The 21,730-nt window shown below is 73.4% G+C and carries 23 protein-coding genes; 12 read left to right on the forward strand and 11 right to left on the reverse strand.

Going from position 1 to position 21,730, the window contains the following annotated elements; translation table 11 throughout:
- From MNZ39_RS05390 to MNZ39_RS05410, 5 genes are all read left to right on the forward strand, one after another.
- Positions 1–226: tetratricopeptide repeat protein (locus MNZ39_RS05390; RefSeq protein ID WP_242335670.1), on the forward strand; the 226-nt coding region annotated here is incomplete at its 5' end.
- Positions 223–2,088: a molecular chaperone DnaK gene (gene dnaK / locus MNZ39_RS05395; RefSeq protein ID WP_242335673.1), complete on the forward strand. Its 1,866-nt coding sequence runs from the start codon at positions 223–225 to the stop codon at positions 2,086–2,088. The genes MNZ39_RS05390 and dnaK, both read left to right, overlap by 4 nt.
- Before the next feature lie 3 nt (positions 2,089–2,091).
- Positions 2,092–2,895 (forward strand): tetratricopeptide repeat protein, encoded by an 804-nt coding sequence (locus MNZ39_RS05400; protein ID WP_242335676.1) that lies wholly within the window; start codon positions 2,092–2,094, stop codon positions 2,893–2,895.
- A gap of 74 nt (positions 2,896–2,969) precedes the next feature.
- Complete coding sequence (argG, locus tag MNZ39_RS05405; protein ID WP_242335679.1) at positions 2,970–4,325, forward strand: argininosuccinate synthase; 1,356 nt, start codon at positions 2,970–2,972, stop codon at positions 4,323–4,325.
- A gap of 235 nt (positions 4,326–4,560) precedes the next feature.
- Positions 4,561–4,767: a DUF1059 domain-containing protein gene (locus MNZ39_RS05410; RefSeq protein ID WP_242335682.1), complete on the forward strand. Its 207-nt coding sequence runs from the start codon at positions 4,561–4,563 to the stop codon at positions 4,765–4,767.
- 68 nt (positions 4,768–4,835) lie between these two features.
- Here MNZ39_RS05410 and MNZ39_RS05415 read toward each other — a convergent pair whose 3' ends face one another.
- The 5 genes from MNZ39_RS05415 to MNZ39_RS05435 all read right to left on the reverse strand — a co-directional run bounded on the left by MNZ39_RS05415 (position 4,836) and on the right by MNZ39_RS05435 (position 8,137).
- Positions 4,836–5,315, reverse strand: coding sequence for a MaoC family dehydratase N-terminal domain-containing protein (locus MNZ39_RS05415; RefSeq protein WP_242335685.1), 480 nt, complete (start codon positions 5,313–5,315; stop codon positions 4,836–4,838).
- Positions 5,316–5,317: 2 nt separating this feature from the next.
- Complete coding sequence (locus MNZ39_RS05420; protein WP_242335688.1) at positions 5,318–5,725, reverse strand: MaoC family dehydratase; 408 nt, start codon at positions 5,723–5,725, stop codon at positions 5,318–5,320.
- 132 nt (positions 5,726–5,857) lie between these two features.
- The gene (locus tag MNZ39_RS05425) at positions 5,858–6,979 is read right to left on the reverse strand and encodes an SDR family oxidoreductase (RefSeq protein WP_242335691.1); all 1,122 of its coding nucleotides are present in this window, start codon (positions 6,977–6,979) and stop codon (positions 5,858–5,860) included.
- Positions 6,980–6,987: 8 nt separating this feature from the next.
- Entirely contained in the window at positions 6,988–7,620 is a 633-nt protein-coding gene (coaE, locus tag MNZ39_RS05430; RefSeq protein WP_242335695.1) for a dephospho-CoA kinase, read from the reverse strand.
- 1 nt (position 7,621) lies between these two features.
- Complete coding sequence (locus tag MNZ39_RS05435; RefSeq protein ID WP_242335698.1) at positions 7,622–8,137, reverse strand: hypothetical protein; 516 nt, start codon at positions 8,135–8,137, stop codon at positions 7,622–7,624.
- A 21-nt stretch (positions 8,138–8,158) separates the two neighbouring features.
- On the opposite strand from MNZ39_RS05435, the gene MNZ39_RS05440 reads away from it, so the two are divergent.
- Together MNZ39_RS05440 and yihA are read left to right on the forward strand one after the other, a co-directional pair.
- A complete protein-coding gene (locus MNZ39_RS05440) occupies positions 8,159–8,605 on the forward strand; it encodes a cytochrome c family protein (protein ID WP_242335701.1) in 447 nt (148 codons plus the stop codon).
- Position 8,606: 1 nt separating this feature from the next.
- Positions 8,607–9,257 (forward strand): ribosome biogenesis GTP-binding protein YihA/YsxC, encoded by a 651-nt coding sequence (gene yihA, locus MNZ39_RS05445; protein ID WP_242335703.1) that lies wholly within the window; start codon positions 8,607–8,609, stop codon positions 9,255–9,257.
- Positions 9,258–9,286: 29 nt separating this feature from the next.
- On the opposite strand, the gene MNZ39_RS05450 is transcribed toward yihA, so the two are convergent.
- The 4 genes from MNZ39_RS05450 to greB all read right to left on the reverse strand — a co-directional run bounded on the left by MNZ39_RS05450 (position 9,287) and on the right by greB (position 11,539).
- Positions 9,287–9,631, reverse strand: coding sequence for a YtxH domain-containing protein (locus tag MNZ39_RS05450; protein WP_242335706.1), 345 nt, complete (start codon positions 9,629–9,631; stop codon positions 9,287–9,289).
- Positions 9,632–9,714: 83 nt separating this feature from the next.
- On the reverse strand, positions 9,715–10,488 hold the full coding sequence (locus tag MNZ39_RS05455; protein ID WP_242335709.1) for an endonuclease/exonuclease/phosphatase family protein: 774 nt from the start codon (positions 10,486–10,488) through the stop codon (positions 9,715–9,717).
- A 47-nt stretch (positions 10,489–10,535) separates the two neighbouring features.
- A complete protein-coding gene (locus tag MNZ39_RS05460; protein WP_242335712.1) occupies positions 10,536–11,051 on the reverse strand; it encodes a hypothetical protein in 516 nt (171 codons plus the stop codon).
- Complete coding sequence (gene greB / locus MNZ39_RS05465; protein ID WP_242335715.1) at positions 11,048–11,539, reverse strand: transcription elongation factor GreB; 492 nt, start codon at positions 11,537–11,539, stop codon at positions 11,048–11,050. The genes MNZ39_RS05460 and greB overlap by 4 nt, the downstream gene beginning before the upstream one ends.
- 38 nt (positions 11,540–11,577) lie before the next feature.
- Here greB and metF point away from each other — a divergent pair, with 38 nt between their 5' ends.
- Positions 11,578–12,480: a methylenetetrahydrofolate reductase [NAD(P)H] gene (gene metF, locus MNZ39_RS05470; RefSeq protein ID WP_242335718.1), complete on the forward strand. Its 903-nt coding sequence runs from the start codon at positions 11,578–11,580 to the stop codon at positions 12,478–12,480.
- A 79-nt stretch (positions 12,481–12,559) separates the two neighbouring features.
- The gene (locus MNZ39_RS05475) at positions 12,560–12,955 is read left to right on the forward strand and encodes a low affinity iron permease family protein (RefSeq protein ID WP_242335721.1); all 396 of its coding nucleotides are present in this window, start codon (positions 12,560–12,562) and stop codon (positions 12,953–12,955) included.
- Positions 12,956–12,996: 41 nt separating this feature from the next.
- On the opposite strand, the gene MNZ39_RS05480 is transcribed toward MNZ39_RS05475, so the two are convergent.
- Positions 12,997–14,790, reverse strand: coding sequence for a glycoside hydrolase family 15 protein (locus MNZ39_RS05480; RefSeq protein WP_242335724.1), 1,794 nt, complete (start codon positions 14,788–14,790; stop codon positions 12,997–12,999).
- Positions 14,791–15,289: 499 nt separating this feature from the next.
- Here MNZ39_RS05480 and MNZ39_RS05485 point away from each other — a divergent pair, with 499 nt between their 5' ends.
- The 3 genes from MNZ39_RS05485 to MNZ39_RS05495 all read left to right on the forward strand — a co-directional run bounded on the left by MNZ39_RS05485 (position 15,290) and on the right by MNZ39_RS05495 (position 21,287).
- Entirely contained in the window at positions 15,290–16,492 is a 1,203-nt protein-coding gene (locus MNZ39_RS05485) for an efflux RND transporter periplasmic adaptor subunit (protein ID WP_242335727.1), read from the forward strand.
- Between the two features lie 2 nt (positions 16,493–16,494).
- Complete coding sequence (locus tag MNZ39_RS05490) at positions 16,495–20,025, forward strand: efflux RND transporter permease subunit (protein ID WP_242335895.1); 3,531 nt, start codon at positions 16,495–16,497, stop codon at positions 20,023–20,025.
- Between the two features lie 131 nt (positions 20,026–20,156).
- On the forward strand, positions 20,157–21,287 hold the full coding sequence (locus MNZ39_RS05495) for a pectin acetylesterase-family hydrolase (protein ID WP_242335730.1): 1,131 nt from the start codon (positions 20,157–20,159) through the stop codon (positions 21,285–21,287).
- On the opposite strand, the gene MNZ39_RS05500 is transcribed toward MNZ39_RS05495, so the two are convergent.
- The gene (locus MNZ39_RS05500; RefSeq protein ID WP_242335732.1) at positions 21,241–21,702 is read right to left on the reverse strand and encodes a hypothetical protein; all 462 of its coding nucleotides are present in this window, start codon (positions 21,700–21,702) and stop codon (positions 21,241–21,243) included. The genes MNZ39_RS05495 and MNZ39_RS05500 overlap by 47 nt on opposite strands.
- Between the last annotated feature and the right edge of the window lie 28 nt (positions 21,703–21,730).

The raw sequence follows: 21,730 nt of genomic DNA on the forward strand, positions 1-21,730 counted from the left end.
GGCGCTCGCGGCGGGCGACGTCGCGGCGGCGCGGGCCCTCGCCGACGCCGCGGTGCGCGCCGCGCCGCGGGCCGCGATCGCCCACGAGGCGCTCGGGATGGTGCTCGACGCGCAGGGTGAGCGGAAGGAGGCCCGCCGCGCGCTGGAGCGGGCCCTGGAGCTCGAGCCCGGACGCGCGTCGGCCAGGGCGCGCCTGAAGAGCCTCCGGTGGAGCTTCCTCGGATGAGCGACCTCGATCCCGTCGTCGGCATCGACCTCGGCACCACGAACTCGGTGGTCGCCACTGTCCAGGACGGCGTCCCGCGCGTCATCCCCGGGCGCACCGGACAGCCGCTCACGCCCTCGGTCGTGGCGATCGCGAAGAACGGCAAGCGCCTCGTGGGCGCGCTCGCGAAGCGGCAGGCGATCACGAACCCCGACGGCACGGTGTTCGCCGCGAAGCGGCTCATCGGCCGGCGCTGGGGGTCGCAGGAGGTCGAGGACGCCCGCAAGGTCCTGCCCTACGCGCTCGTGGCGGGCCCGGAGGGGAACGACGTCCGCGTGGAGCTCGGCGGCCGCGGGGTCTCCATCCCGGAGATCTCGGCGCTCGTGCTCGCCGAGCTGAAGGGGGACGCGGAGGCGTTCCTGGGCCGGCCGGTGCGCCGCGCCGTCGTCACCGTCCCCGCCTACTTCAACGACGGGCAGCGCCAGGCCACGAAGGACGCGGGGCGGATCGCCGGGCTCGAGGTGCTGCGGATCGTGAACGAGCCCACGGCCGCGGCGCTCGCCTACGGGTTCGGGAAGCACGTGCAGAGCAAGGTCGTCGTGTTCGACCTCGGCGGCGGCACGTTCGACGTCTCGGTGCTCGACATCGGCAGGAGCGTCTACGACGTCGTCGCCGTCGGCGGCGACACCTACCTCGGCGGCGAGGACTTCGACCGCCGGGTCATGGACTGGCTCACCTTCGGCTTCGCGAAGGAGCACGGCGGGGTGGACCTTCGCCAGGACAAGATGGCGCTGCAGCGGGTCCGCGACGCGGCCGAGCGCGCCAAGTGCGAGCTCTCCTCCACCCAGACCGCCGCGATCCACCTGCCGTTCCTGCTCGGCGGCGGGGAGGGCAAGGGCGCCCTGCACCTCGACCGCCAGCTCTCGCGCGAGGGGCTCGAGGAGCTCACGAAGGACCTCGTCGATCGCTGCATCGCCGTCACCGATCGGACCCTGAAGGACGCCGGCGTCCGCCCGGCCCAGGTCGGCGAGGTGATCCTCGTCGGCGGGATGACCCGCATGCCGCGCGTGCAGCGCGCGGTGCGCGAGTTCTTCGGGCGCGAGCCGTGCAAGGGGGTCCACCCGGACGAGGTGGTCGCGCTCGGCGCGGCGATCCAGGCCCACGCCCTCGCGGCGCCGGCGAAGGGGGACGACGTCCTCCTCCTCGACGTCACGCCCCAGAACCTCGGCCTGCTCGTGGTGGGCGGCTACTTCCAGACGGTCATCCCGCGGAACACCACCGTCCCCACCGCGCAGACCCACCTCTTCACGACGGTGAAGGACGATCAGACCTCCGTGCGCATCGCCGTCCTCCAGGGCGAGAGCGAGCGCGCGATCGAGAACGAGCTCTTGGGCGAGTTCGTCCTCGACGGCATCCCGCCCGCCCGGCGCGGCGAGATCTCGATCGAGGTCACCTTCGAGATCAGCGCGGACGGCATCGTCGGCGTCTCGGCGAAGGACGTCGCCACCGGGCAGCGGCAGTCGATCACGGTCACCGCCACCTCCGGCCTGACCGAGGAGGAGCTGCGGCGGATCCTCGACGAGCAGCTCGACGAGCAGCTCCAGCGCAAGCAGACGACGCGCGAGATCGAGGAGCGGCGGCAGTGGGTCAGCCGGATGGTGAACGAGGTCGAGGCGCTCGTCCCCGCCGCGCGCGACGCGATCGAGCGGACGCGCTTCGGGGGGGACGCGCTGAGGAAGGCCGAGGCCGTGCTCGCGCGGGCGCGGGCGGCGATGCAGGCGCGGGACGGCGACGCCCTCGCCGCGGAGGTGGAGCCCCTCGAGCGCACGCTCGCGCTCTTCCAGGGGCTCGCCGCCGGCGGGCGCACGCCCGGGGGACGGTGAGCGATGGCGACGGTTGCGGAGCTCATCGACCAGGGCGTGAAGGCCTACCTGGCCGGGCGCGTGAAGGACGCGCTGGCCGCGTTCCAGGCGGTCCTGGTGCTCGATCCCGGCAACGCGAAGGCGCGCGGGTACATCGTCCGGATCCACGCCGTGACGCCCGCCTCGACGCCCACCCCGGGCACGTTCCGGGCGGTGACGCCGGTGCCCGGTTCGCGGTACGTGACGCCGCACCCCGTCCCGGCCTCGCCGCGGCCCGAGCGCGGGCAGGAGTTCGCGCCGTCGCCCTGGGACGACGGTCCGGCGGCCGCCGCGACCTACGTGCTCGAGCCGGGAGGCGGCCTGGATCTCGAGGCGGTCTCGGAGAAGTCGGGCCTGCGACCCCTCGTGCCGGAGGGCGCCCCGGGCGCCCCGGGCGGCGCGGACCGGCGGGGCGAGCCGACCGCGTGGCTCGCGGCCGCGAAGGAGCTGTTCGCGCTCGGCGACTTCTCGGGCTCGCTCGAGCTCATCGAGAAGGTCCTGCAGGTCGATCCGGACCACCCGGAGGCGCGCGCGTACCTGGCGGAGAACGAGGCGACGCTCGTCGCGATGTACGAGTCGAAGCTCGGCCCGCGCACGGGCGTGCCGCGCCTCGCCATCCGTCCAGAGGAGGTCCTCTGGCTGAACCTCGATCACCGGGCCGGCTTCCTGCTCGCGCAGGTCGACGGGACGGTGGACTTCGAGGCGCTCTTCGCCCTCTCCGGCCTGCCGCGGCTCGACACGGCCCGGATCCTCGCGCGGCTGCTCGCCGAGGGCGTGATCGCGGTCTAGGAGGCGAGCGAGCGCGCCTCCCGGCGCGGGCCGCGCTGGAACGCGACGGCATTTTCTGCTACGTCGCGGGGACCATGAGCCGCATCTACAAGTCGCTCCCGCCCAAGGGAACCGCCCTCGGAATCGCCTTCAGCGGAGGCCTCGACACCCGCTGCGCCGTCGCCTGGCTGTCGGAGCAGGGCATGGCCGTCCACGCCTACACGGCAGACCTCGCGCAGCCGGACGAGGCGAACCCGGCCGACATCCCGCCCATCGCGCTGCAGCACGGCGCCGTGAAGGCGCGGCTCATCGACTGCCGCGACTCGATGGTGCGGGAGGGGCTCGCCGCCATCCAGTGCGGCGCGTTCCACCTCTCCTCGGGCGGCAAGAAGTACTTCAACACGACCCCCCTCGGCCGCGCGGTGACCACGACCGCCATCGTGCGGGCGATGCGCGAGGACGGCGTGCACGTCTTCGGCGACGGCTCGACGCACAAGGGCAACGACATCCAGCGCTTCTACCGCTACGGGATCCTGGTCGACCCCGACCTCAAGATCTACAAGCCTTGGCTCGACCAGGCCTTCGTGACCGCCTTCGGCGGCCGCAAGGAGATGAGCGAGTACCTCGAGCGCCGGAAGCTCCCCTACAAGATGGGGACGGAGAAGGCCTACTCCACCGACGCCAACGTGCTCGGCGCCACGCACGAGGCGAAGGACCTCGAGCGGCTCGACTCGGGCATGCGGATCGTGAACCCGATCATGGGCGTCGCGCACTGGAAGCCGGAGGTGGCGGTCAAGGCCGAGGAGGTCACCGTCGCCTACGAGAACGGCCAGCCGGTGGAGCTCAACGGCAAGCGCTTCGAGTCGCCCTACGAGCTGTTCCTCGAGGCGAACCGCATCGGCGGGCGCCACGGCCTCGGGATGAGCGACCAGATCGAGAACCGCGTCATCGACGCGAAGAGCCGCGGCATCTACGAGGCGCCCGGCATGGCGCTCCTCCACCTCGCCTACGAGCGGCTCCTCTCCGCGATCCACAACGAGAACACCCTCGATCTCTACTTCACGCTCGGGCGCAGGCTGGGCCGGCTGCTGTACGAGGGCAAGTGGTACGACCCCGAGGCGATGATGCTCCGGGACGCGCTCACGCGCTGGATCGCCCCGGCGGTCACCGGCTCCGTGAAGGTCGAGCTGCGCCGCGGAGACGACTGGACGATCGTCGCCACGAAGGCCGTGTACATGAGCTACGCGCCCGAGAAGCTCTCCATGGAGCGGGTGGAGGAGCCGGCGTTCACGCCGGAGGACCGCATCGGCGCGCTCGAGCTGCAGAACCTGAACGTGGGCGACAACCGCGCGCTCCTCCTGCACCACCTCGACGCGGTGCGCGCGCTCGGGGCGGCGAAGAGCGGGCCGAGCATCTCGGCGCTGCTCGGGGCCGGCGAAGACGACGAGTGACTCGAGGCGCGCCCGGCGCGCGCCGCGCGAGTCGTCACGGAGCCCCCGTCGGCCTCGCCGGCGGGGGCGTCCTGCTTTCGGGCACCGCCCGCCGCGCGCGCCGCCCTGCGCGCGCCGTGGCGGCTGCGCCGCGGGCGTGCGCCCGCTCCACCGCGCGAGCCCGAGTGCGAGGGAACCCGTGCGTCCCCTCGCCGGCGCCGCCGGCCCGCGGTACGTGGCTGCGGGGAGGTGGACCATGAAGGACTTCCATTGCCGGGACGTGGGGATGAGCTGCGACTTCGTGGCGCGCGGGAGCAACGAGCAGGAGATCCTGGATCAGGCCGGTCGTCACGCGCAGCAGGCGCACAACCTGACGGTGACGCCGGAGCTCGCGGACAAGGTGAAGGGGCTCATCCACGACGAGTCGAGCGACGCCCACCAGCGGTCGATGGCGCGGCGCTGAGCGGCAGCGCGTGACGGTGCGTGATTCGCGACCACTCGGTGTCGCGAATCACGCCGTCGCTCGAGCCGTCAATTCCGGACGATCGCCGTCCAGACGCCCTTCACCACCACGCGCCCGTGCTGGTTGCGCGTGGTCGTGGTGACCTCGACGAAGTCGAGGTTGCCGCGCTCCTGGAGGCGGGTGATCTCGCCCTCGGTCTCGAGGACGTCGCCCGGCCGCACCGGCTCGTGGAACTCGAACTCCTGCTCTCCGTGGACGAGCCGGAGGACGTTCACCGCGAGCTCCGGATCCGAGCAGGCCCGCGCGAACGGCTCGATGGCGAACGTGGTCGCGAACGTCGGGGGCGCGACGATCCCGCCGTGCGGGGACGCCTTCGCGGCCTCCTCGTCCCAGGTCCACGGGTGATGAAACCGGTCCGGCGGGCTCGGGAACGCATGGCCGGGGACGCCGCCGCCGGTGGCGGCCACGAAGTCCTTGATCTGCTCGACGCTCACCTGGAACCGGTACGGCCCGTAGCGGCGGCCGAGGTGCTTCCTGTCGACGGGCACGATCACCTCTCCTCGACGCGGCCCTCGGCCACGGCGCTCTTCAGCACGTCCTCACCCCGCTGGTTCCTCGCGGAGAGCTCCAGCTTCACCGCGCTGCCCTCGACGGCCACGCAGCGCCCCTCGATCCGGATGACGTCGCCCACCTGTACGGGCTTCGTGAAGCGGGCGCGCACGCGCACGAGCCGGGCGGGATCGTCCAGGTACCCCACGCACGCGTCGGAGAGCCACGAGAACGTGCACATGCCCTGGAGGATGACGCCGTGGTAGCCGGCGGCGCGGCCGACCTCGGGGTCGATGTGGATCGGGTTGAAGTCGCCCGACGCGCCCGCGTAGTAGACGGGACGGTAAGGATCGACCTCCCGGACGAGCTCGAAGGTGTCGCCCGCGGTGAAGTCCTGGAGGCGTTTCATCCCATCCCTGTAAGGGAGAGCGGACGGCAGCACAAGTCTCCGGCCCCGGCCGGCGCGCCTGACGCCGCGCGTCACGCGACGCTCGCCAGGGCCGAGCCGAGCCGTCGCGAGGTTCACGGCGGCGGCGCCCGGTCACCCGCGCGGATCGAGCGGGTCCTCCACCTCCGCCGCCCGGGCGGCGTCCTCGCGCCGGCGCGCGAAGGCGCCCTGCACGAAGTCCATGAGGCGGTCGAGGTAGCTCGCGATGGGCGGGCAGCGGATGCCGGTGCCCTCGAGCAGGTCGAGCAGGTTGCGCGGGTTGTAGATCGCGAGGTGGTTCACCCGCGCGAGCGCGGGGCGGTGCGGGCGGGAGAGCCGCTCGAGCACGGGGAGCTGGAGGATCGCGTCGAACGCTCGGGACGGGAAGGCGATCGAGGGGAGCCGCTTGCCCGCGCGCGCGGCGATGAGCTCGTACACGCGCCGCGTCGAGAGCGGCGCGGGGTCCACGAGGTGGACGGTCTTGCCCGCCGCGGCGGGGTTCCGGGCGATCGAGAGCGACGCCTCGACGACGAAGTCGATCGGCACGACGTTGAGCGGCGCCGAGCCGGCGCCCGGGAGCGGCAGCGGGACGGCGAGCGGCGACGCCACGAGGAGGATCGCGAGCGCGTACGGGCCCTCGAAGCGGTCGATCTCGCCGGTGCGCGAGTCGCCCACCACGATGCTCGGCCGGTAGATCGTCGCGGGAAGATCGGCCTGAGCGCGGCGCACGAGCAGCTCCGCCTCGTACTTGCTCTCCTCGTAGGCGTCGTGGAAGCGCTGGCCCAGCGCCAGCTCGTCCTCGAGGATGACGCCCTCGCGGTCGCCGGAGACGAGCGCGGTCGAGAAGTGGTTGAGCCGCGCGAGCCGGCGAGCGCGCTGCGCGAGCTCGAGGACGTTGCGGGTGCCCTCGACGTTCACGCGACGGACGTAGCGCGGATCGGCCCCGAGCCAGGAGATGGCGGCGAGGTGCCAGACGTCGGTCACCGCGCCGGCGAGCGCCTTGAACTCGGCGCCGGAGAGGCCGAGGTGCATCTGCTCGACGTCGCCCTCGACGACCTCGGTGTGCCGCGCCCCCAGCGCGGCGAGCTCGGCGCGCGCGGCGGCCGCGTGCTTCGGCTGCACGAGCAGCACGAGCCGGCCGCGGTCGGGCGCCGCCTGGGCGAGCTGGCGCACGAGGCGCTTGCCGATGAAGCCGGGGTAACCGGTGACGAGCTGGACGCGCTCGGAGGAGGGCATCGGCGGGGTCAATAACGTACGGCGGGTGCGTTGGGAAGCTTCCGCCCGAGGCCCCGCCGGAGGTCCGCGAGGAGGCGGTCCGCCTTGGGGCCGAGGTCCTCCTCGTCGGCGTTGTCCACGAGGAAGTCGGCCCGCCTGGCCTTCTCGTCGATGGGGAGCTGCGCCGCGAGGCGCGCGTCCGCCTCGGCGGGGGTGCTCCCGTCCCGCCGCACGACCCGGGCGCGCTGCACGTCGCGCGGCGCCCACACCACGACGACGCTGTCGAGCGCCGCGTCGAGGCCGACCTCGAAGAGGAGCGGCACGTCGTAGAAGGCGAGGTCGTGTCCGAGGCCGGCGAGGCGGGCGGTCTCGGCCACCATCGCCGCGCGGATGGCCGGGTGGGTGATCTCCTCGAGGCGCCGGCGCGCCTCCGGGTCCGAGAAGACGATGGCGCCGAGCGCCCGCCGGTCGAGGGCGCCCCGGGCGTCGAGCACGCCGGGCCCGAAGACGCGCGCGATCTCGGAGAGCGCCGGGGTGCCGGGCTCGACCACCGCGCGCGCGAGGGCGTCCGCGTCGATGACCGGGACGCCCCGGCTGCGCAGGGCCGCCGCGAACGTGCTCTTTCCCGTGGCGATCCCGCCGGTGAGGCCGATGACACGCACGCTAGCGCGCCGCCTGGGTCGCGCCCGGCGCGGCGGCCCCGGCGGCCGGCGCCCCGCCGGCCGAGGGGCCCGAGGCGGCCGGGCGCGCCTTGCCCTGGGAGAAGGTGAGCGCCTCGACGTTTCCGTCCTTCCCGAAGTAGACGGTCACGCCGGCGGCGGGATAGAGCCACACCTTCTGGAAGGTGTCCTCGAGGAACGTGCGCTGCGGCGGCTTCCCGTACGTCCCCTCCACGGTCTCCGCGTCGAGCTGGGCGGTGAGGAAGATCGTGATCTCCTGCACGACGCCGGCGGGATCGACGTGGAACTGCGCCTGGCGCGTCCCCGCGGGCGCGTGCTCGCCGTGGTAGGCGAGGACGGTGCGCGCGCCGCGCTTCGCCCGCGTGACCGGCTCCCCGAAGCGCTCGACCACGTCGCGCTGGGTGCTGGCGCCGGGCTGGATGCCCTGCCAAGGGCGCGCGACCGCGAGCGCCGGCACGAGGGCGACGAGGACCAGCAGAGCAGGGTGGACGGGACGCATGAGACATTATACTCCGTGCCCGTGATCGCCCCCGTCCGTCTCGCCCTCGTGTGCGCCCTCGCGCTGCCCGCCCTCGCCCTCGCCGGCGACCGCGTCGGCCCCGAGACGTGCAAGGCCTGTCACCCCGCCGCGTACGCGCGCTGGCGCGCCGGTCCGCACGCGCGCGCCCGCGAGAGCCTGCCCGAGAAGAGCCGCGAGGACCGGCGGTGCCTGTCCTGCCACGCGCCCGACGCCGCCGACGGGATCTCCGGCGTGAGCTGCGAGGCCTGCCACGGCCCCGGCGAGCTCTACGCCGCGAGCTACGTGATGCGCGATCCGGAGCTCTCCCACGCGCTCGGGCTCGTCGATCCCGGCGAGAAGACCTGCGGCGCGTGCCACACGGAGTCGACCCCGAGCCTCGAGCGCTTCGACGCGAAGCGAAAGATGCCGCTCATCGAGCACTGGGTCGACGAGAGGAAGGGGCGCTGACGTGCCGATCCAGGTCGTCTCCGCGGAGTTCGTGAAGACCGCGACGAAGCAGAAGGAGTGGCCGATGAGCGCCACGCCGGAGCTCGCGTTCGTCGGCCGCTCGAACGTCGGCAAGTCGTCGATGCTGAACGCGCTCACGCGCAAGAAGGGGCTCGCGCGCGTGTCGGCGACGCCCGGCCGCACGCGGGCGCTCCAGTTCTTCGACATCGCCTTCCGGCCCACGCCGGCCGCGCGGCCACGCCACGTGCGCTTCTGCGATCTGCCGGGGTACGGCTACGCCAAGGTGTCGCGCGACGAGCGCGATCGCTGGGCGGCGATGATCGAGGACTACCTCCGCGCCCGCGACGTGCTCCGCGCGGTGGTGCTCATCGTCGACGCGCGCCACGCTCCCTCCGAGAGCGACGTCGACGCCGCGTCGTTCCTGCGCGCCACCGGCCGGCGCGTGCTCGTGGCCGCGACGAAGATGGACAAGCTGCCGAAGACGCGGCGAAGCGCCGCGCTCCGAACGGTCGAGGAGACGCTGCAGCTCGAGCGGGGAGACGCGGTGCCGTTCTCGGCGATCGAGGGCACCGGCACCGACGCGCTCTGGGCGCGCATCGCGAGGTCCGCGTCGGACGAGGGGGCGCCGGCGCCGGCCGGGACCGGCGCGTAGCGCCCCCTCGCACCGAGCGCCCGCGGCGCTCAGTGACCTGCCGACGTCGTGGGCGGAAGCCCCGACTCCACTCCCATCTCGCGCTGGAAGTCCTGGCCCGTCCGGCCGCGGTTCTTCCAGGCCTCGCCGACGAGCTGGCGCATCTCGTCGCCCCGCTTCGGCGCGAACATGAGGCCGAGGCCGGCTCCCACGAGCACCCCCACCGCGAACAGGCCGAGGCCGGTGAAGACGTCGGTCGTCGGGCTGCGCTCCTCGAGCCCGATGCGCTTCAAGAGCGCATCCCGCTCCAGGTACTTCTTCATCAGCTTCCAGTTCATGTTCATGTCCATCGAGTCCCTCCCGCCCGCCTCGGGCGCCGCTCTTAGGCTGCGCACGGTCGTTCTCCCTCACATTCACCCCGGCGGGCGGACCTCCTGCGGCCGCGCCTCGCGCCGCCGCGCGCGGCGGATGGAAGCCCTCACGTGCGGACGGTCGTCACGACGCCTGCTGCCTCGATCGGCCGGAGCTCGGGCGGCCGCCGGGCCGCCGGCGCGAGCTCGAGGTCCACGACGATGGGCAGGTGGTCCGAGGCGCGCCGCGCCACCGGGTCGCGCACGACCGTGCTCCGGACGACGGTGAACGCCGAGTCCACGAAGACGCGATCGAGCCGCAGCAAGGGAAAGCGGGACGGGAAGGTCGGCGCCTCGTCGCCCGACGCGTGGGCGCAGTCGACGAGCTGGCGCCGGAGCCAGCGCGGGACGGCGGAGCGGTTGGAGAGCGAGTTGAAGTCTCCGACCAGGACGAGCGGGTGGGCGAGCGCCGCGTCGCGCAGGATGTCGGCCGAGAGGAGGGCCGCGACCTGGCGGCGGCGCTCCCTCCAGTGCAGGCCGAGGTGGGCTGCGAAGAAGTGGACGCGCAGGCCGGCGATCTCGACGTCCGCGCGCAGGCAGCCGCGCGGCTCGCGGCCGGGGACCGAGAGGTCGTAGGTGCGCGTCGCGTCGATGGGGTGCCGCGAGAGGATCCCGTTCCCGTAGGGATGGCCGTGGAAGCTCCGGGTGGGTCCGAAGGCGCTGTGCATGCCGGTGAGGCGCGCGAGCACCTCCGCGGCGTCCTGCGGCCCGCCCGCCGAGAGCTCGCCGCCCACCTCCTGCAGCCCGACGACGTCGGGGCGCAGCTCGTCGATGACCCGCGCGATGCGCTCGGGATCGCGCCGCCCGTCCGTCCCGCGGAGCGAGTGGACGTTCCAGCTCATCACTCTCACGACCTGAAAGCTAGGACGCCGGCCGCGAGGCCGGGGGATCAGCCGCGGCGGCGCGCCTCGAGCTCGCCCAGGATGCGCTCGAGGCGGCGCTCCTCCGGGCCGACGTCCAGCCCAGCCGCCCTCGCCCCCTCCACCACGGCCAGGCAGAACATGAACAGATCGACGTGCGCGCGGTCCGGCCGCTCGCCCGGATGCTCGAGGAGGAAGTGCGTGAGCCTCGCCTCCGCCCCGGCGAGGTCGCGCAGGCAGACGGCGGCGGGGAGCCCCTCGAGCGGTCCCGTGCTGGAGGTCACCGGCGGGAAGGCGAGCCCCGCGTCCGTGAGGGCGATCTCGGTCCCGCCATCGCGCAGCAGGGCCAGGTAGGCACGCCCGGTCGTCGCGTCCCTCCGCTCCTCGACGGCGGCGAGGGCGGCGTAGTCGAGCGGGAGCGCCTTGCCAGAGAAGACGTCGAGGAGCGACGGGCCCGTCGCGTCGAGGAGGAGGGCGAAGGGGCGCTCGCGGACGTAGCGCTCGACGAGAGCGCGCTGCGCTGCCCGGTCGGTGACGGCGGTCATGATCTCTCCGGGGCGGTCCAGCAGATCTCGACGATCGTCAGCTCCGCCTCGCCGGCGGGGCGCTGCACCACGACCGAGTCGCCCTCGCGCTTGCCGAGGAGCGCCCGGCCGAGCGGCGCGTCCACGCTGATGAGTCCGGCCGGGACGTCGAACTCGTCGGGGCCCACGAGCCGGTACGTCCGCTCGTCGCCGTCCTCCCCCTCCACCGTCACCCAGGCCCCGAAGAACGCGCGCCCGTGCGGGTGGGGCCGCGGCACGATCACCGTGAGCGCGTCCATCCGCTGGGATAGGAAGCGCAGCCGCCGGTCCAGCTCGCGCAGCTTCTTCTTGCCGTAGATGTACTCGGCGTTCTCGCTGCGATCGCCGAGGGCGGCCGCGGCCTCGACCTCCGCCACGATGCGGGGGCGGTCCACGGACCAGATGCGCTCGTGCTCGGCGGCGAGCCGGCGGAAACCTTCGGGCGTGATGTAGCGGGGCGGCTTCGACATGGCGGCGGGACAGGCTTCATTGTAACCTCCGGCGGACCGTGCGGATCAGCGACCTCCTCCGCTTCGCCCGCGAGCGCGGCGAGCCCATCTTCTCGTTCGAGTTCTTCCCGCCGAAGACGGACGACGGAGTCCGCCAGCTCTTCGAGACCGTCGAGGCGCTCCGGCCGCTCGGGCCCGCCTACGTGTCGGTGACCTACGGCGCCGGCGGGTCGACCCGGCAGCGCACGCTCGAGCTCGTGAAGCGGCTCAAGGGCGAGACCGAGGTCGAGGCGATGGCGCACGTCACCTGCGTCGGCGCCTCGCGCGAGGAGCTCGCCGGCGTCCTCGACGAGCTCGCGGACGCGGGGATCCAGAACGTCCTCGCCCTCCGCGGCGATCCCCCGCGCGGGCAGGCGAGCTTCGAGCCGCACCCGGAGGGCTTCCGCTACGCGAGCGAGCTCGTCGCCTTCATCCGCTCGCGCCCGGACCGCTGGCGCTTCTGCGTGGGCGCGGCGGCGTACCCGGAGGGCCACGTCGAGACGCGCGACCTCGCGGCCGATCTCGCGCACCTCAAGATCAAGGTGGAGGCCGGGGCCGACTTCCTCGTCACCCAGCTCTTCTTCGAGAACGCGCACTACGTCCGCTTCGTCGAGCGGGCCCGCGCGGCGGGCATCACCGTGCCGATCGTGCCGGGGATCATGCCGTTCACGAACGTGGACCAGACCGAGCGCTTCACGGCGATGTGCGGCGCGGCCATCCCCCCGCCGCTGCGCGCCGCGATGGAGGTCCGCCGCAGCGATCCGGACTCGGCGCGAGATCTCGGCGTCGCCTACGCCACCCTGCAGTGCGCCGAGCTCCTGCGCCGCGGGGCGCCCGGCATCCACTTCTACACGCTCAACCGCTCCACCTCGACCCGCGCCATCGTGGCCGCGCTGCGGGCGAGCGAGCCATGGAGAGGCTGAGCGCCCGCTGGCCGGCGCCGCGCTGCGCTCGGAGGGCCGGAGGCCCGCCCGGGCCTTGCCCGCGCCTTAGATTCCTGGAGTGAACGGCCGCTTCGCCCGCTTCGCCCTGGCGATCTCGGAGGTGGTGGGGACGCCCCGCGCGTTCCTCCTCGCGCTCGCCCTCGTGGTCGGGTGGGGGGTGACCGGGCCGCTCTTCCACTTCAGCGACAGCTGGCAGCTGGTCATCAACACCGGCACGACGGTCGTGACCTTCCTCATGGTGTTCCTCATCCAGGCGACCCAGAACCGCGAGACGCGCGCGCTGCACCTGAAGCTCGACGAGCTCATCCGCTCGCAGCGGAAGGCGAGGAACATCTTCACCGACCTCGAGCACGCGACGGACGACGAGCTCGCGGAGCTCGAGGCCGAGTTCCGGAAGGTCCGCGCGCGCGCCGAGGCGCGGCAGGCGGCGAAGAGCGCGGGCAACACGCACTGAGGCGAGCGGACGGCGCGGCCCGGCGGTGTCGCCACCCCGTGCTACGTGGAATCGCCCGCCGAGGGAGGGCGCTCGATCTCCAGCGCCGCGAGCACGCGCGCCGAGTTCACGAGCGCCACGTGCGTGAAGGCCTGGGGGAAGTTTCCGAGCAGCCCAGCGGCGGGATCGTATTCCTCCGAGAGGAGGCCGACGTCGTTGCGGAGCGAGAGGAGGCGCTCGAAGAGGGCCCGCGCCTCGCCCACCCGGCCCGTCACGGCGAGCGCGTCGACGAGCCAGAAGCTGGACGGCAGGAAGTACCCTTCTCCCGGTGGGAGCCCATCCACGTCGGCGTCGTCGCGGTACCGGCGCACGAGCCCGTCGTGGACGAGATCGCGCTCGACGGCGCGGACGGTGCCGAGGACACGCCGGTCGTGCGGCGGCAGGAACCCGACGAGCGGCAGGGTGAGCAGGCTCGCGTCCACCTCCGCGGAGCCGTAGGTCTGCGTGAACGTGCCGCGCGCCGCGTCGTATCCCCGGCGGCACACCTCCGCGTGGACGTCGTCCCGCACCCTGCGCCAACGCGCGGCGGGTCCATCGAGCCCGAACCGCTCCACGGCCCGCGCGGCGCGGTCGAACGCCACCCACGCCATCACCTTCGAGTGCGTGAAGTGGCGGCGACCGCCGCGCACCTCCCAGATGCCCTCGTCCGGCAGCTGCCAGCGGGACTCGAGCAGCTCCACGAGCGCCCGCACCACCTCCCAGCCCCGCGCAGCCGGCTCGACGCCGCTCTCCGCCGTCGCGTGCAGGGCGGAGAGCAGCTCGCCGAACACGTCGAGCTGCCGCTGGCCCGCGGCGGCGTTCCCGACGCGGACCGGCGCGGAGCGCGCATGGCCGGGCAGCCAGGGCAGGATGAGCTCGGGCAGCTGCCGCTCGCCGGCGACACCGTAGAGGACCTGGACCTGCTCCGGGGCGCCCGCCACCGCGCGCAGGAGCCAGTCTCGCCACGCGCGCGCCTCGTCCCGGTAGCCGGCGTGCAGCAGCGCGTACAGCGTGAGCGCGGCGTCCCGCACCCAGCAGTACCGGTAGTCCCAGTTCCGCTCGCCGCCGAGCCGCTCCGGAAGCGAGGTGGTCGGTGCCGCCACGATCCCGCCGGTCGGGGCATACGTGAGGGCCTTCAGCGTGACGAGCGATCGCACGACCGCGTCGCGCCAGGGCCCGGCATGCAGGACACGCCCCGACCACGCGGTCCAGTACGCGTCCGTCTCGGCCAGCAGGGCGGCCGGATCCTCCGGGTTCGGCGGGCGCTCGTGCGAAGGAAACCACGCGAGCTCGAGCTCCGCGCTCGCCCCGGCCTCCAGCGCGAACTCGGCCGTCACCGAGCCAGGGCGGACGTGAGGCTCGATGGTGCCGCGGTACGCGAGCGCGTCGGGGCCGCCCACGAGCACGAGCTGGCCGGCTGATCGCCACACCCACGGCAGGATCGCCCCGTAGCCGAACCGCGGCGCGAGCTCCATGCGCATCTCCACGCGCCCGCGGACGCCCTCCACGATCCGGAGCACCCGCGGCGGGCCCCTGCGCGGGGGCATGAAGTCGACGAGGCGCACCGTGCCGTCGGGTGTGTCGAGCTCCGTCTCGAGGACGAGCGAGCCCGGCCGATACCGTCGGCGGACTGCGTGGGCAGGGGCGAGGGGCGCGACGCGCCAGAGGCCGTGTCGCTCGTCTCCCAGCAGAGCTGCGAACACGGCGGGCGAATCGAAGCGCGGCAGGCACGCCCAGTCGATCGAGCCGTCGGATGCGACGAGGGCGGCGGAGTGGGTATCCCCGAGCAGCGCGTGTTCCGAGATCGAGGCAGGCATCATCGTCCTCCCTCGCAACGTGCGTGCCGCTCAGAGAAAGATGTGAAGGCCGATCCCGGCGAACGACACCTCCTCCGAGAAGAACTGCCCGTAGCGCCCAGCGGCGCCGCCTGCCGCCGGGCGCTCCGGGCGACGGGCCGAGCTCGACGCCCGCGCGCAGGCTCACGTCGGCTGCACGCTCGGTGGACCACGAGCAGCGCTCTGGCGCCGCGGCGACCCCTCGCGCCTGCGGCCGAGCGGCGCACGCGCGTGAGGCATTGCGCGCCGGCCGGCGCCGCGCCGGGACGTTCGCGCCGCCCCTGGGCGAGCGGGGTGGGGACCCGGTGTAAACGAATCCGACGGAGATGCCGGTCTTCCTGACACGCTGACGCCCGACGGCAACGGCCGATTGACCGCGCTGCCGCATGACGGCGCCGCCCTCACCGCTTCTCGACCGTTCGTCGCGCTCGCATCGTGCCTCGGGCCGAGCTTTGCAGGGGGTCGCGAAGGGGGACATTCCATGAAGCTCCACCGCATCCGCTCCACGCTCGTCGCGCCAGGCGTCCTCGCAGACCGCGCCGTCCGGCTGCGCGTCTTCCTGACGGTCGTCTCGGTCGGCGCTGCGCTCGCGTGCCGGGAGGCCGAGCCCCCGCCGCGACTCGCTCGCGCAGTCCGCGTCGCCACCGTCGGTGCCCGACCCACCGGGACCCCGTCGCGCTTCGCGGGCGCGCTGGAGCCGGAGACACGGCTCGAGCTGAGCTTCAAGCTCGGGGGCCGCGTGGCGAGGCTTCTGGAGGTGAACGCCGACGAGGGTCGACGTGCCGTGCAGGAGGGAGACGTCGTCCGCAAGGGTGCCGTGCTCGCCACGCTCGACCCGCAGGACCTGCTCATGCAGGCGCGCGCGGCGCAGGCGTCGCTCGCGAACGTCGAGGCGCAGGAGCGCTCGGCCGAGGCGGCGCTCGCGCAGGCCGAGCTCGATGCGCGGCGCGCGCGCTACCTGCTCGAGCACCAGACCATCGCGCGTGCGGAGCTGGATCGCGCGGAGACCGCACTCCGTACGGCCCAGGGAAACCTCGCGGCGGCGCGGGCGCAGCGCCGCTCGCGCGCGGAGGAGGCCGCGCTCGCCGCCGGGAACGTCGAGGACACGCGGCTCGTGAGTCCCGTGGACGGCGTCGTCGCCCGGCGCGGCGTGAACGCCGGCGAGCGCGTCGGACCGGGGCAGCCCGTCTTCACGATCCTCCGCACCGCCGAGATGAGGACCGTCTTCGGCGTGCCCGACGGACGGGTGAACGATCTCGCGCTCGGCGATCGGGTCCCGGTGGAGGTGGACGCGCTGCCGGGGCGCCTCATCGAGGGGAGGATCACCAAGATCTCGCCGGTCCCGGATCCCGGGCTGCGCTCGTACGCGGTCGAGGTGACGATCCCCAACTCCGCGGGCGCGCTCAAGCCGGGGATGGTCGCCACCGCCCGGATCGCGCCGGACGACGCCCGCGAGGCGATCCTCGTCCCGCTCTCCGCGGTCGCGCGAGCGCCCGACGGGAAGGGCTTCGCCGCGTTCGTGCTGCGCGAGGGCGGCCGGCACGTCGCCGCGCGCCGGGTGGAGATCGGCGACCTCCACCAGGACGACGTCGCGATCGTCTCGGGGCTCTCGGGGGGCGAGCGCATCGTGGTGGACGGCGCACAGTTCCTCCACGACGGGCAGCAGGTCGAGGTCGTGCCGTGAACATGCACCCGGCCGGCGGGCGCTTCAACACGGCGCGCTTCTTCGTCGAGCACCCGCACATCGCGTGGGTGGCGCTCGTGGCGACCCTCGCGTGGGGCGCCTGGGCGTACGTCCAGATGCCGCAGCGCAAGGATCCCGAGATCCTCGTGAAGACCGCGACCGTCACCGCCGCGTGGCCCGGAGCGGAGGCCGCCGACGTCGAGCAGCTCGTTGCGCGCCCGCTCGAGCTCCTCGTCGCGCAGGTGCCGCACGTGGACGAGATCGAGTCCATCACGCGCACCGGCACGACCACGCTCTTCGTGACGCTCGAGGACGACGTCGGCAAGCAGGAGCTCGAGGAGGCCTGGAACGATCTGGAGTCGCGCCTTCAGACCCTGCGCGGGCTCCCTGCCGGCGCGCTCCGCCCGTTGCTCAACACGCACTTCGGAGACACCGCGACCGTCCTGTACTCCGTGGCGAGCCCGCCGGTGGACGAGGTGGAGGTCGACGTGCGGGCGGCATCGATCCGGAAGGCGATCGAGGCGCACCGCGCGGGGAAGCCGGACGCCGCCGGGCGCGCGGCCAAGGTCTTCGTGTTCCCGGCGGGCGTGGACGGCCGGACGGTCGCGGCGGCCGCGCGGAAGTACCTCGAGACCGGCGAGCGGATGGGGGCGATCGCGGACGGCGCGGTCCTGGGCGGCGGCGGCTTCGTCGCGATCGACTACTCGCCGCGAGGAGAGGAGCGGATCGCGGCGCTCGACGCGCACTTTCGCCAGGAGGTGATGGGGGGAGAGCTCCCGCACCCCGACATCTGGACGCCGATCCTGGTCCGCGACCCCGCCGCCGTGCGCGCACAGCTCGTGGCGTCCGCCGGCGACAAGTACAGCTATCGCGAGCTCGACGAGTTCACGACGGTCCTCCGCGACGAGCTGGCGCGCCTGCCCGCGGTGGGACGGGTCGAGCGGTACGGGGTCGTCCCGGAGAAGCTGTACCTGCTCTACTCCCAGGAGCGCCTCGCCTCGTTCGACCTCCAGCCGCAGCGAGTCGCCGCGGCGCTCCGGGGGCGGAACGTGATCCTCCCGGGCGGGAGCGTCGCCGCGGGGCGGCAGACGATCTTGCTCGAGCCCTCGGGTGCATTCGAGGACGAGCGCGACGTGCTCGACGCGCCGGTGGCCCGGACGAAGGACGGGCGGACGGTGTACGTCCGGGACGTCGCCGAGGTTCACCGTACGTACGAAACGCCGGTCTCCGACGCGAGCTGGGTCTCCTGGCGCGACGCGCGGGGCGGTTGGCATCGCACGCGCTCGCTGGCGGTCGCGGTCCAGGCGCGGAGCGGCGTGCAGGTGGCGGAGCTCGGTCACGAGCTCGACGCTCGTGTCGAGGAGCTGCGTCACCGGCTCCCGGCGGATCTGCGCGTCGTCAAGACGAGCGACCAGCCCGAGCTCGTGCGCGAGAAGATCGGGGAGTTCTCGCGAAGCCTCGTCGAGGCGGTCGCGATCGTCATCGGGGTGGCGCTCTTGTTCATGGAGCGGCGGAGCGCGCTGCTCGTCGCGGCGAGCGTCCCGCTCGCGCTCGCGATGACCTTCGGGCTCATGCAGCTCCTGGGGATCGACCTCCAGCAGGTCTCGATCGCCTCGCTCATCATCGCGCTCGGCCTCCTGGTGGACGATCCCGTGGTGGCGGCGGACGCGATCAACCGTGAGCTGGCCGCCGGCACGCCGCGGAGGCGAGCCGCGTGGCTGGGCCCGACCCGGCTGGCGAAGGCGATCCTGTTCGCCACGCTCACGAACGTCGTCGCGTTCGCCCCCCTGCTCCTCGTCGAGGGATCGATGGGCGAGTTCATCTACTCGCTCCCCGTGGTCGTCTCGCTCGCGCTCCTCTCGAGCCGGGTCGTGTCGATGACGTTCATGCCGCTCCTCGGCATGTACCTGCTGCGCGGGCAGCGCGGAGTCGAGGCGGGCGGCGCGCGGTCCGCGCGGGTCGCCGCCTGGTATCGCCGCGCGGTCGACGCGATGCTCCGTCGCAAGCGGCGCAGCCTCGTCGCCGCGGCGGTGTTCCTGGGGGTCGGGCTCGCGCCGGCGCTCCTCATCCGAACGCAATTCTTCCCGGAGGAGGACCTGGAGCGCTTCTACGTCGAGGTGCGGCTCCCGGAGGGTTCGGACGTCCGGGCGACGCACGACGTCCTCGAGCGCGCGCGCACGACGATCCTCGCGCGGGAGGGAGAGGCGCTCGAGCAGATCACCTCCTTCGTCGGCGGTGGCGAGCCGCGCTGGTGGGCGAACGTGGGCCCGGAGCCGAAGAACCCGGCCTACGGCGTGCTCATCCTCCAGGCTCGGGACCCGGCGGAGTCCCGGCCGATGCAGGGGCGGATCCAGGAGACGCTCACCCGTTCCGTGCCGGGAGCCCGGTTCGCGGTGTACCGGCTCTCGTCCGGCGCGCCTGCGGTGGTGCCGGTGGAGGTCCGCATGTCCGGCCCCGACATCCAGGTCCTTCGCCGCCTCTCCGAGGCGGCGAAGGGGATCTTCCGGACGCTCCCCGCGAGCGGCGAGGTGAGCGACGACTGGGGAGCGGAGGGCGCCCGGCTCGGCGTCGAGGTGGACGACGCGCGCGCCGGCCGCGCCGGGGTGACGCACGCGGACGTGGCGAGCTCGACCACGACCGCGCTGAGCGGGCAGGCCGTCACGCAGCTCCGCGACGGCGATCGCCTCATCGACATCGTCCTGCGGCTCACTCCGAGCGAGCGCGCCTCGACCTCGAGCGTGCGAGATCTGTACGTCTGGGGCGCCGAGGGAGGACGCGCGGTCCGGCTCGACCAGATCGCAGCCCTCGAGGAGAGCTACGAGCCGCAGAAGATCGTCCGGTACCGGCAGGAGCGGACGATCACGGTGGGCGCGAGTCCGCGCGCGGGCGTGCTCGCGTCGACGCTCCTCGGCGACGCGCGGCCCCGGCTCGAGGCGATGCCGCTGCCGCCGGGGTACCACCTCTCCTACGGAGGTGAGTACGAGCAGCAGACGGAGGCGTTCGCCGGGGTCGCCGTCGCCTTGAAGGTCTCCATCGCGCTCATCTTCCTCGTGCTCGTGTGGCAGTTCGCGAGCGTGTTCAAGCCGCTCGTCGTCTTCGGAGCGCTCCCGTTCGGGATGGTCGGTGCGGTGCTGGGGCTCTGGGCGACGCGGACGAACTTCGGGTTCATGGCGTTCCTGGGCGTCACGAGCCTCATGGGCGTCATCGTGAGCCACATCATCGTGCTGAACGACTTCATCGAGGAGGCGCGGGAGGAGGGTGTGCCCCTCCGGAAGGCCGTGGTGGACGCGGGCCTCGTCCGGCTCCGGCCGGTGCTCACCACCGTCCTCGCGACCGTAGGCGGCCTCATCCCGCTCGCGATCGAGGGCGGGCCCATGTGGCAGCAGCTCGTGTACGTCCTCGTCGCGGGGCTGCTGCTCGCGAGCTTCGTGACCCTCGGCGTCGTGCCCCTGCTGTACGTGGTGCTCGTCGAGGACCTGAAGCTCGTCGCCTGGAAGCCGACGGAGCGGGACGACGCCGCCGCGCACACGTGACGAGGCCTGAAACGCGTGGGGCACCCTTCCGCCGGCTCGCGAGGGCCCGATGCTGCATGTGCGATTCCCGGGCTTGAGCGCTCACCCGCTCCCGGACGAGCATCGCCGCTCTTCGTCTGGGGAGTGCTCGCATGCGCCTTCGCCGCCTCGTACCCGCAGTGCTCGCCGCCGCGCTCGCCGCGTGCGCGCAAAACACGACCCCCATCGAGAAGAAGGGCTACACCGGGAAGCCGCCGCTCGGGCAGGCGATCTCCGAGGCGGAGCTGCCGCTCGAGACCTGGGCCTGGATCCCCTTCGACGACGCCGTGTGCGCCGACGGCTCCACCACGGGCCTCGCCGTGAACCGCGGGAGCGGGTCCGACCTGCTCGTGTTCTTCGACGGCGGGGGCGCCTGCTGGGACTACGCGACCTGCGCCGCCGGGACCGCGGTCGACGACCACTACGGCCAGGCTCAGTGGGACGTCGAGCTGCGGGACTACGTGCCGAGCTCGCTCACGGATCGCGCGAACCTTCCGCCCTCCCTCGCCGGCGCGACGATCGTGTTCGTGCCCTACTGCACGGGCGACGTGCACGGCGGGAGCAACGTGAAGGTGTACGGGAACGCGGTCTTCTCCGAGACCTGGAGGCACGTCGGGCACGCGAACGTGCTCGCGTACCTCGCGCGGCTCGCCCCGACGTTCCCGTCGCCCCGCAAGCTCGTCGTGGCGGGCTCCTCCGCCGGCGGCTTCGGCGCGCTGGTGAGCTACGAGGCGTTCCGCTGGTACTGGCCGGAGGCGCGAGGCTACCTCGTGGACGACTCCGGGCCCGCGCTCGTCAACAACGACGTGCCCGCGGACCTGCGCGACGCGTTCTACGGCTCCTGGCACCTCGGCGAGGCGCTCGACCCCGTCTGCGTCGAGTGCCGCTCGAACCTGTCCGCCGCGTTCAGCGAGCTCTCCTCCTCGCACGCGGGCGACCGGATCGCCTTCCTGTCTCACGTCCGCGACCCGGTCATGGCCACGTTCATGCTCTCGACCCCGGACGCGTTCGAGGCGTCGCTCCGCGAGCTCGAGGCGCTCGTCTTCGCGCCGACCGGCAACGCGCGCGTCTTCTACGACACGGACGGCGGGCAGCTCGACGCCCACATGCTCCTCACGCCCGCGACGCCGTTCGCCGGGGGCTCCTACGTCGCCTCGCACGAGGAGGGCGGGACCACGCTCGCGGCCTGGCTCGAGCTCATGGTCTCGGACGACCCGCGCTGGACGACCGTGATGCCGCCGTGACGGGCGGCGGCCGCAGAGATCGCAGCAGGCCGATCCCCACGGTGAGCGTCGCGTACACGACGAGCGCCGCGCCCGCGTAGAGCAGCGCGCGGAGCGGGGGCGCGTGGGCGAGCCCGAAGAAGCCGGCCGAGACCAGGATCGCGGCGAGAGGGGCGGCGACGCGCGCGCTCCAGGCGACGCCCGGTGAGAGCCGGACCGCGTCGAGCAGGTGCTGCAGCACGAGCGACAGCAGGACGAGCACGCCCGCGTGAGCATGGCCGGCACGGTACAGCGTGAGCTGCAGCGGGGTCAGCTCCGGGCCGGGGACGCCCGCCCCGCCGGCCGTGACGATGCCGAGCACGGCGAGGCCGCCGAACACGATGGTCGGGACGGTGACGAGGGTGGCGCCGATCATCAGCCGGGTCGCGTGTGACATCGCAGGCTCCTCCTCCGTGCGGGCGGTC

The sequence above is a fragment of the Anaeromyxobacter sp. SG66 genome (assembly GCF_022690805.1).
GTDB classification, from domain to species: domain Bacteria; phylum Myxococcota; class Myxococcia; order Myxococcales; family Anaeromyxobacteraceae; genus Anaeromyxobacter; species Anaeromyxobacter soli.

Coding starts and splice junctions, on each gene's coding strand:
- dnaK (WP_242335673.1), top strand. CDS start 223: ATGAGCGACCTCGATCCCGTCGTCGGCATCGACCTCGGCACCACGAAC.
- MNZ39_RS05400 (WP_242335676.1), top strand. CDS start 2,092: ATGGCGACGGTTGCGGAGCTCATCGACCAGGGCGTGAAGGCCTACCTG.
- argG (WP_242335679.1), top strand. CDS start 2,970: ATGAGCCGCATCTACAAGTCGCTCCCGCCCAAGGGAACCGCCCTCGGA.
- MNZ39_RS05410 (WP_242335682.1), top strand. CDS start 4,561: ATGAAGGACTTCCATTGCCGGGACGTGGGGATGAGCTGCGACTTCGTG.
- MNZ39_RS05420 (WP_242335688.1), bottom strand. CDS start 5,725: ATGAAACGCCTCCAGGACTTCACCGCGGGCGACACCTTCGAGCTCGTC.
- MNZ39_RS05425 (WP_242335691.1), bottom strand. CDS start 6,979: ATGCCCTCCTCCGAGCGCGTCCAGCTCGTCACCGGTTACCCCGGCTTC.
- MNZ39_RS05435 (WP_242335698.1), bottom strand. CDS start 8,137: ATGCGTCCCGTCCACCCTGCTCTGCTGGTCCTCGTCGCCCTCGTGCCG.
- MNZ39_RS05455 (WP_242335709.1), bottom strand. CDS start 10,488: ATGAGCTGGAACGTCCACTCGCTCCGCGGGACGGACGGGCGGCGCGAT.
- MNZ39_RS05460 (WP_242335712.1), bottom strand. CDS start 11,051: ATGACCGCCGTCACCGACCGGGCAGCGCAGCGCGCTCTCGTCGAGCGC.
- greB (WP_242335715.1), bottom strand. CDS start 11,539: ATGTCGAAGCCGCCCCGCTACATCACGCCCGAAGGTTTCCGCCGGCTC.
- MNZ39_RS05480 (WP_242335724.1), bottom strand. CDS start 14,790: ATGCCTGCCTCGATCTCGGAACACGCGCTGCTCGGGGATACCCACTCC.
- MNZ39_RS05485 (WP_242335727.1), top strand. CDS start 15,290: ATGAAGCTCCACCGCATCCGCTCCACGCTCGTCGCGCCAGGCGTCCTC.
- MNZ39_RS05490 (WP_242335895.1), top strand. CDS start 16,495: ATGCACCCGGCCGGCGGGCGCTTCAACACGGCGCGCTTCTTCGTCGAG.
- MNZ39_RS05495 (WP_242335730.1), top strand. CDS start 20,157: ATGCGCCTTCGCCGCCTCGTACCCGCAGTGCTCGCCGCCGCGCTCGCC.
- MNZ39_RS05500 (WP_242335732.1), bottom strand. CDS start 21,702: ATGTCACACGCGACCCGGCTGATGATCGGCGCCACCCTCGTCACCGTC.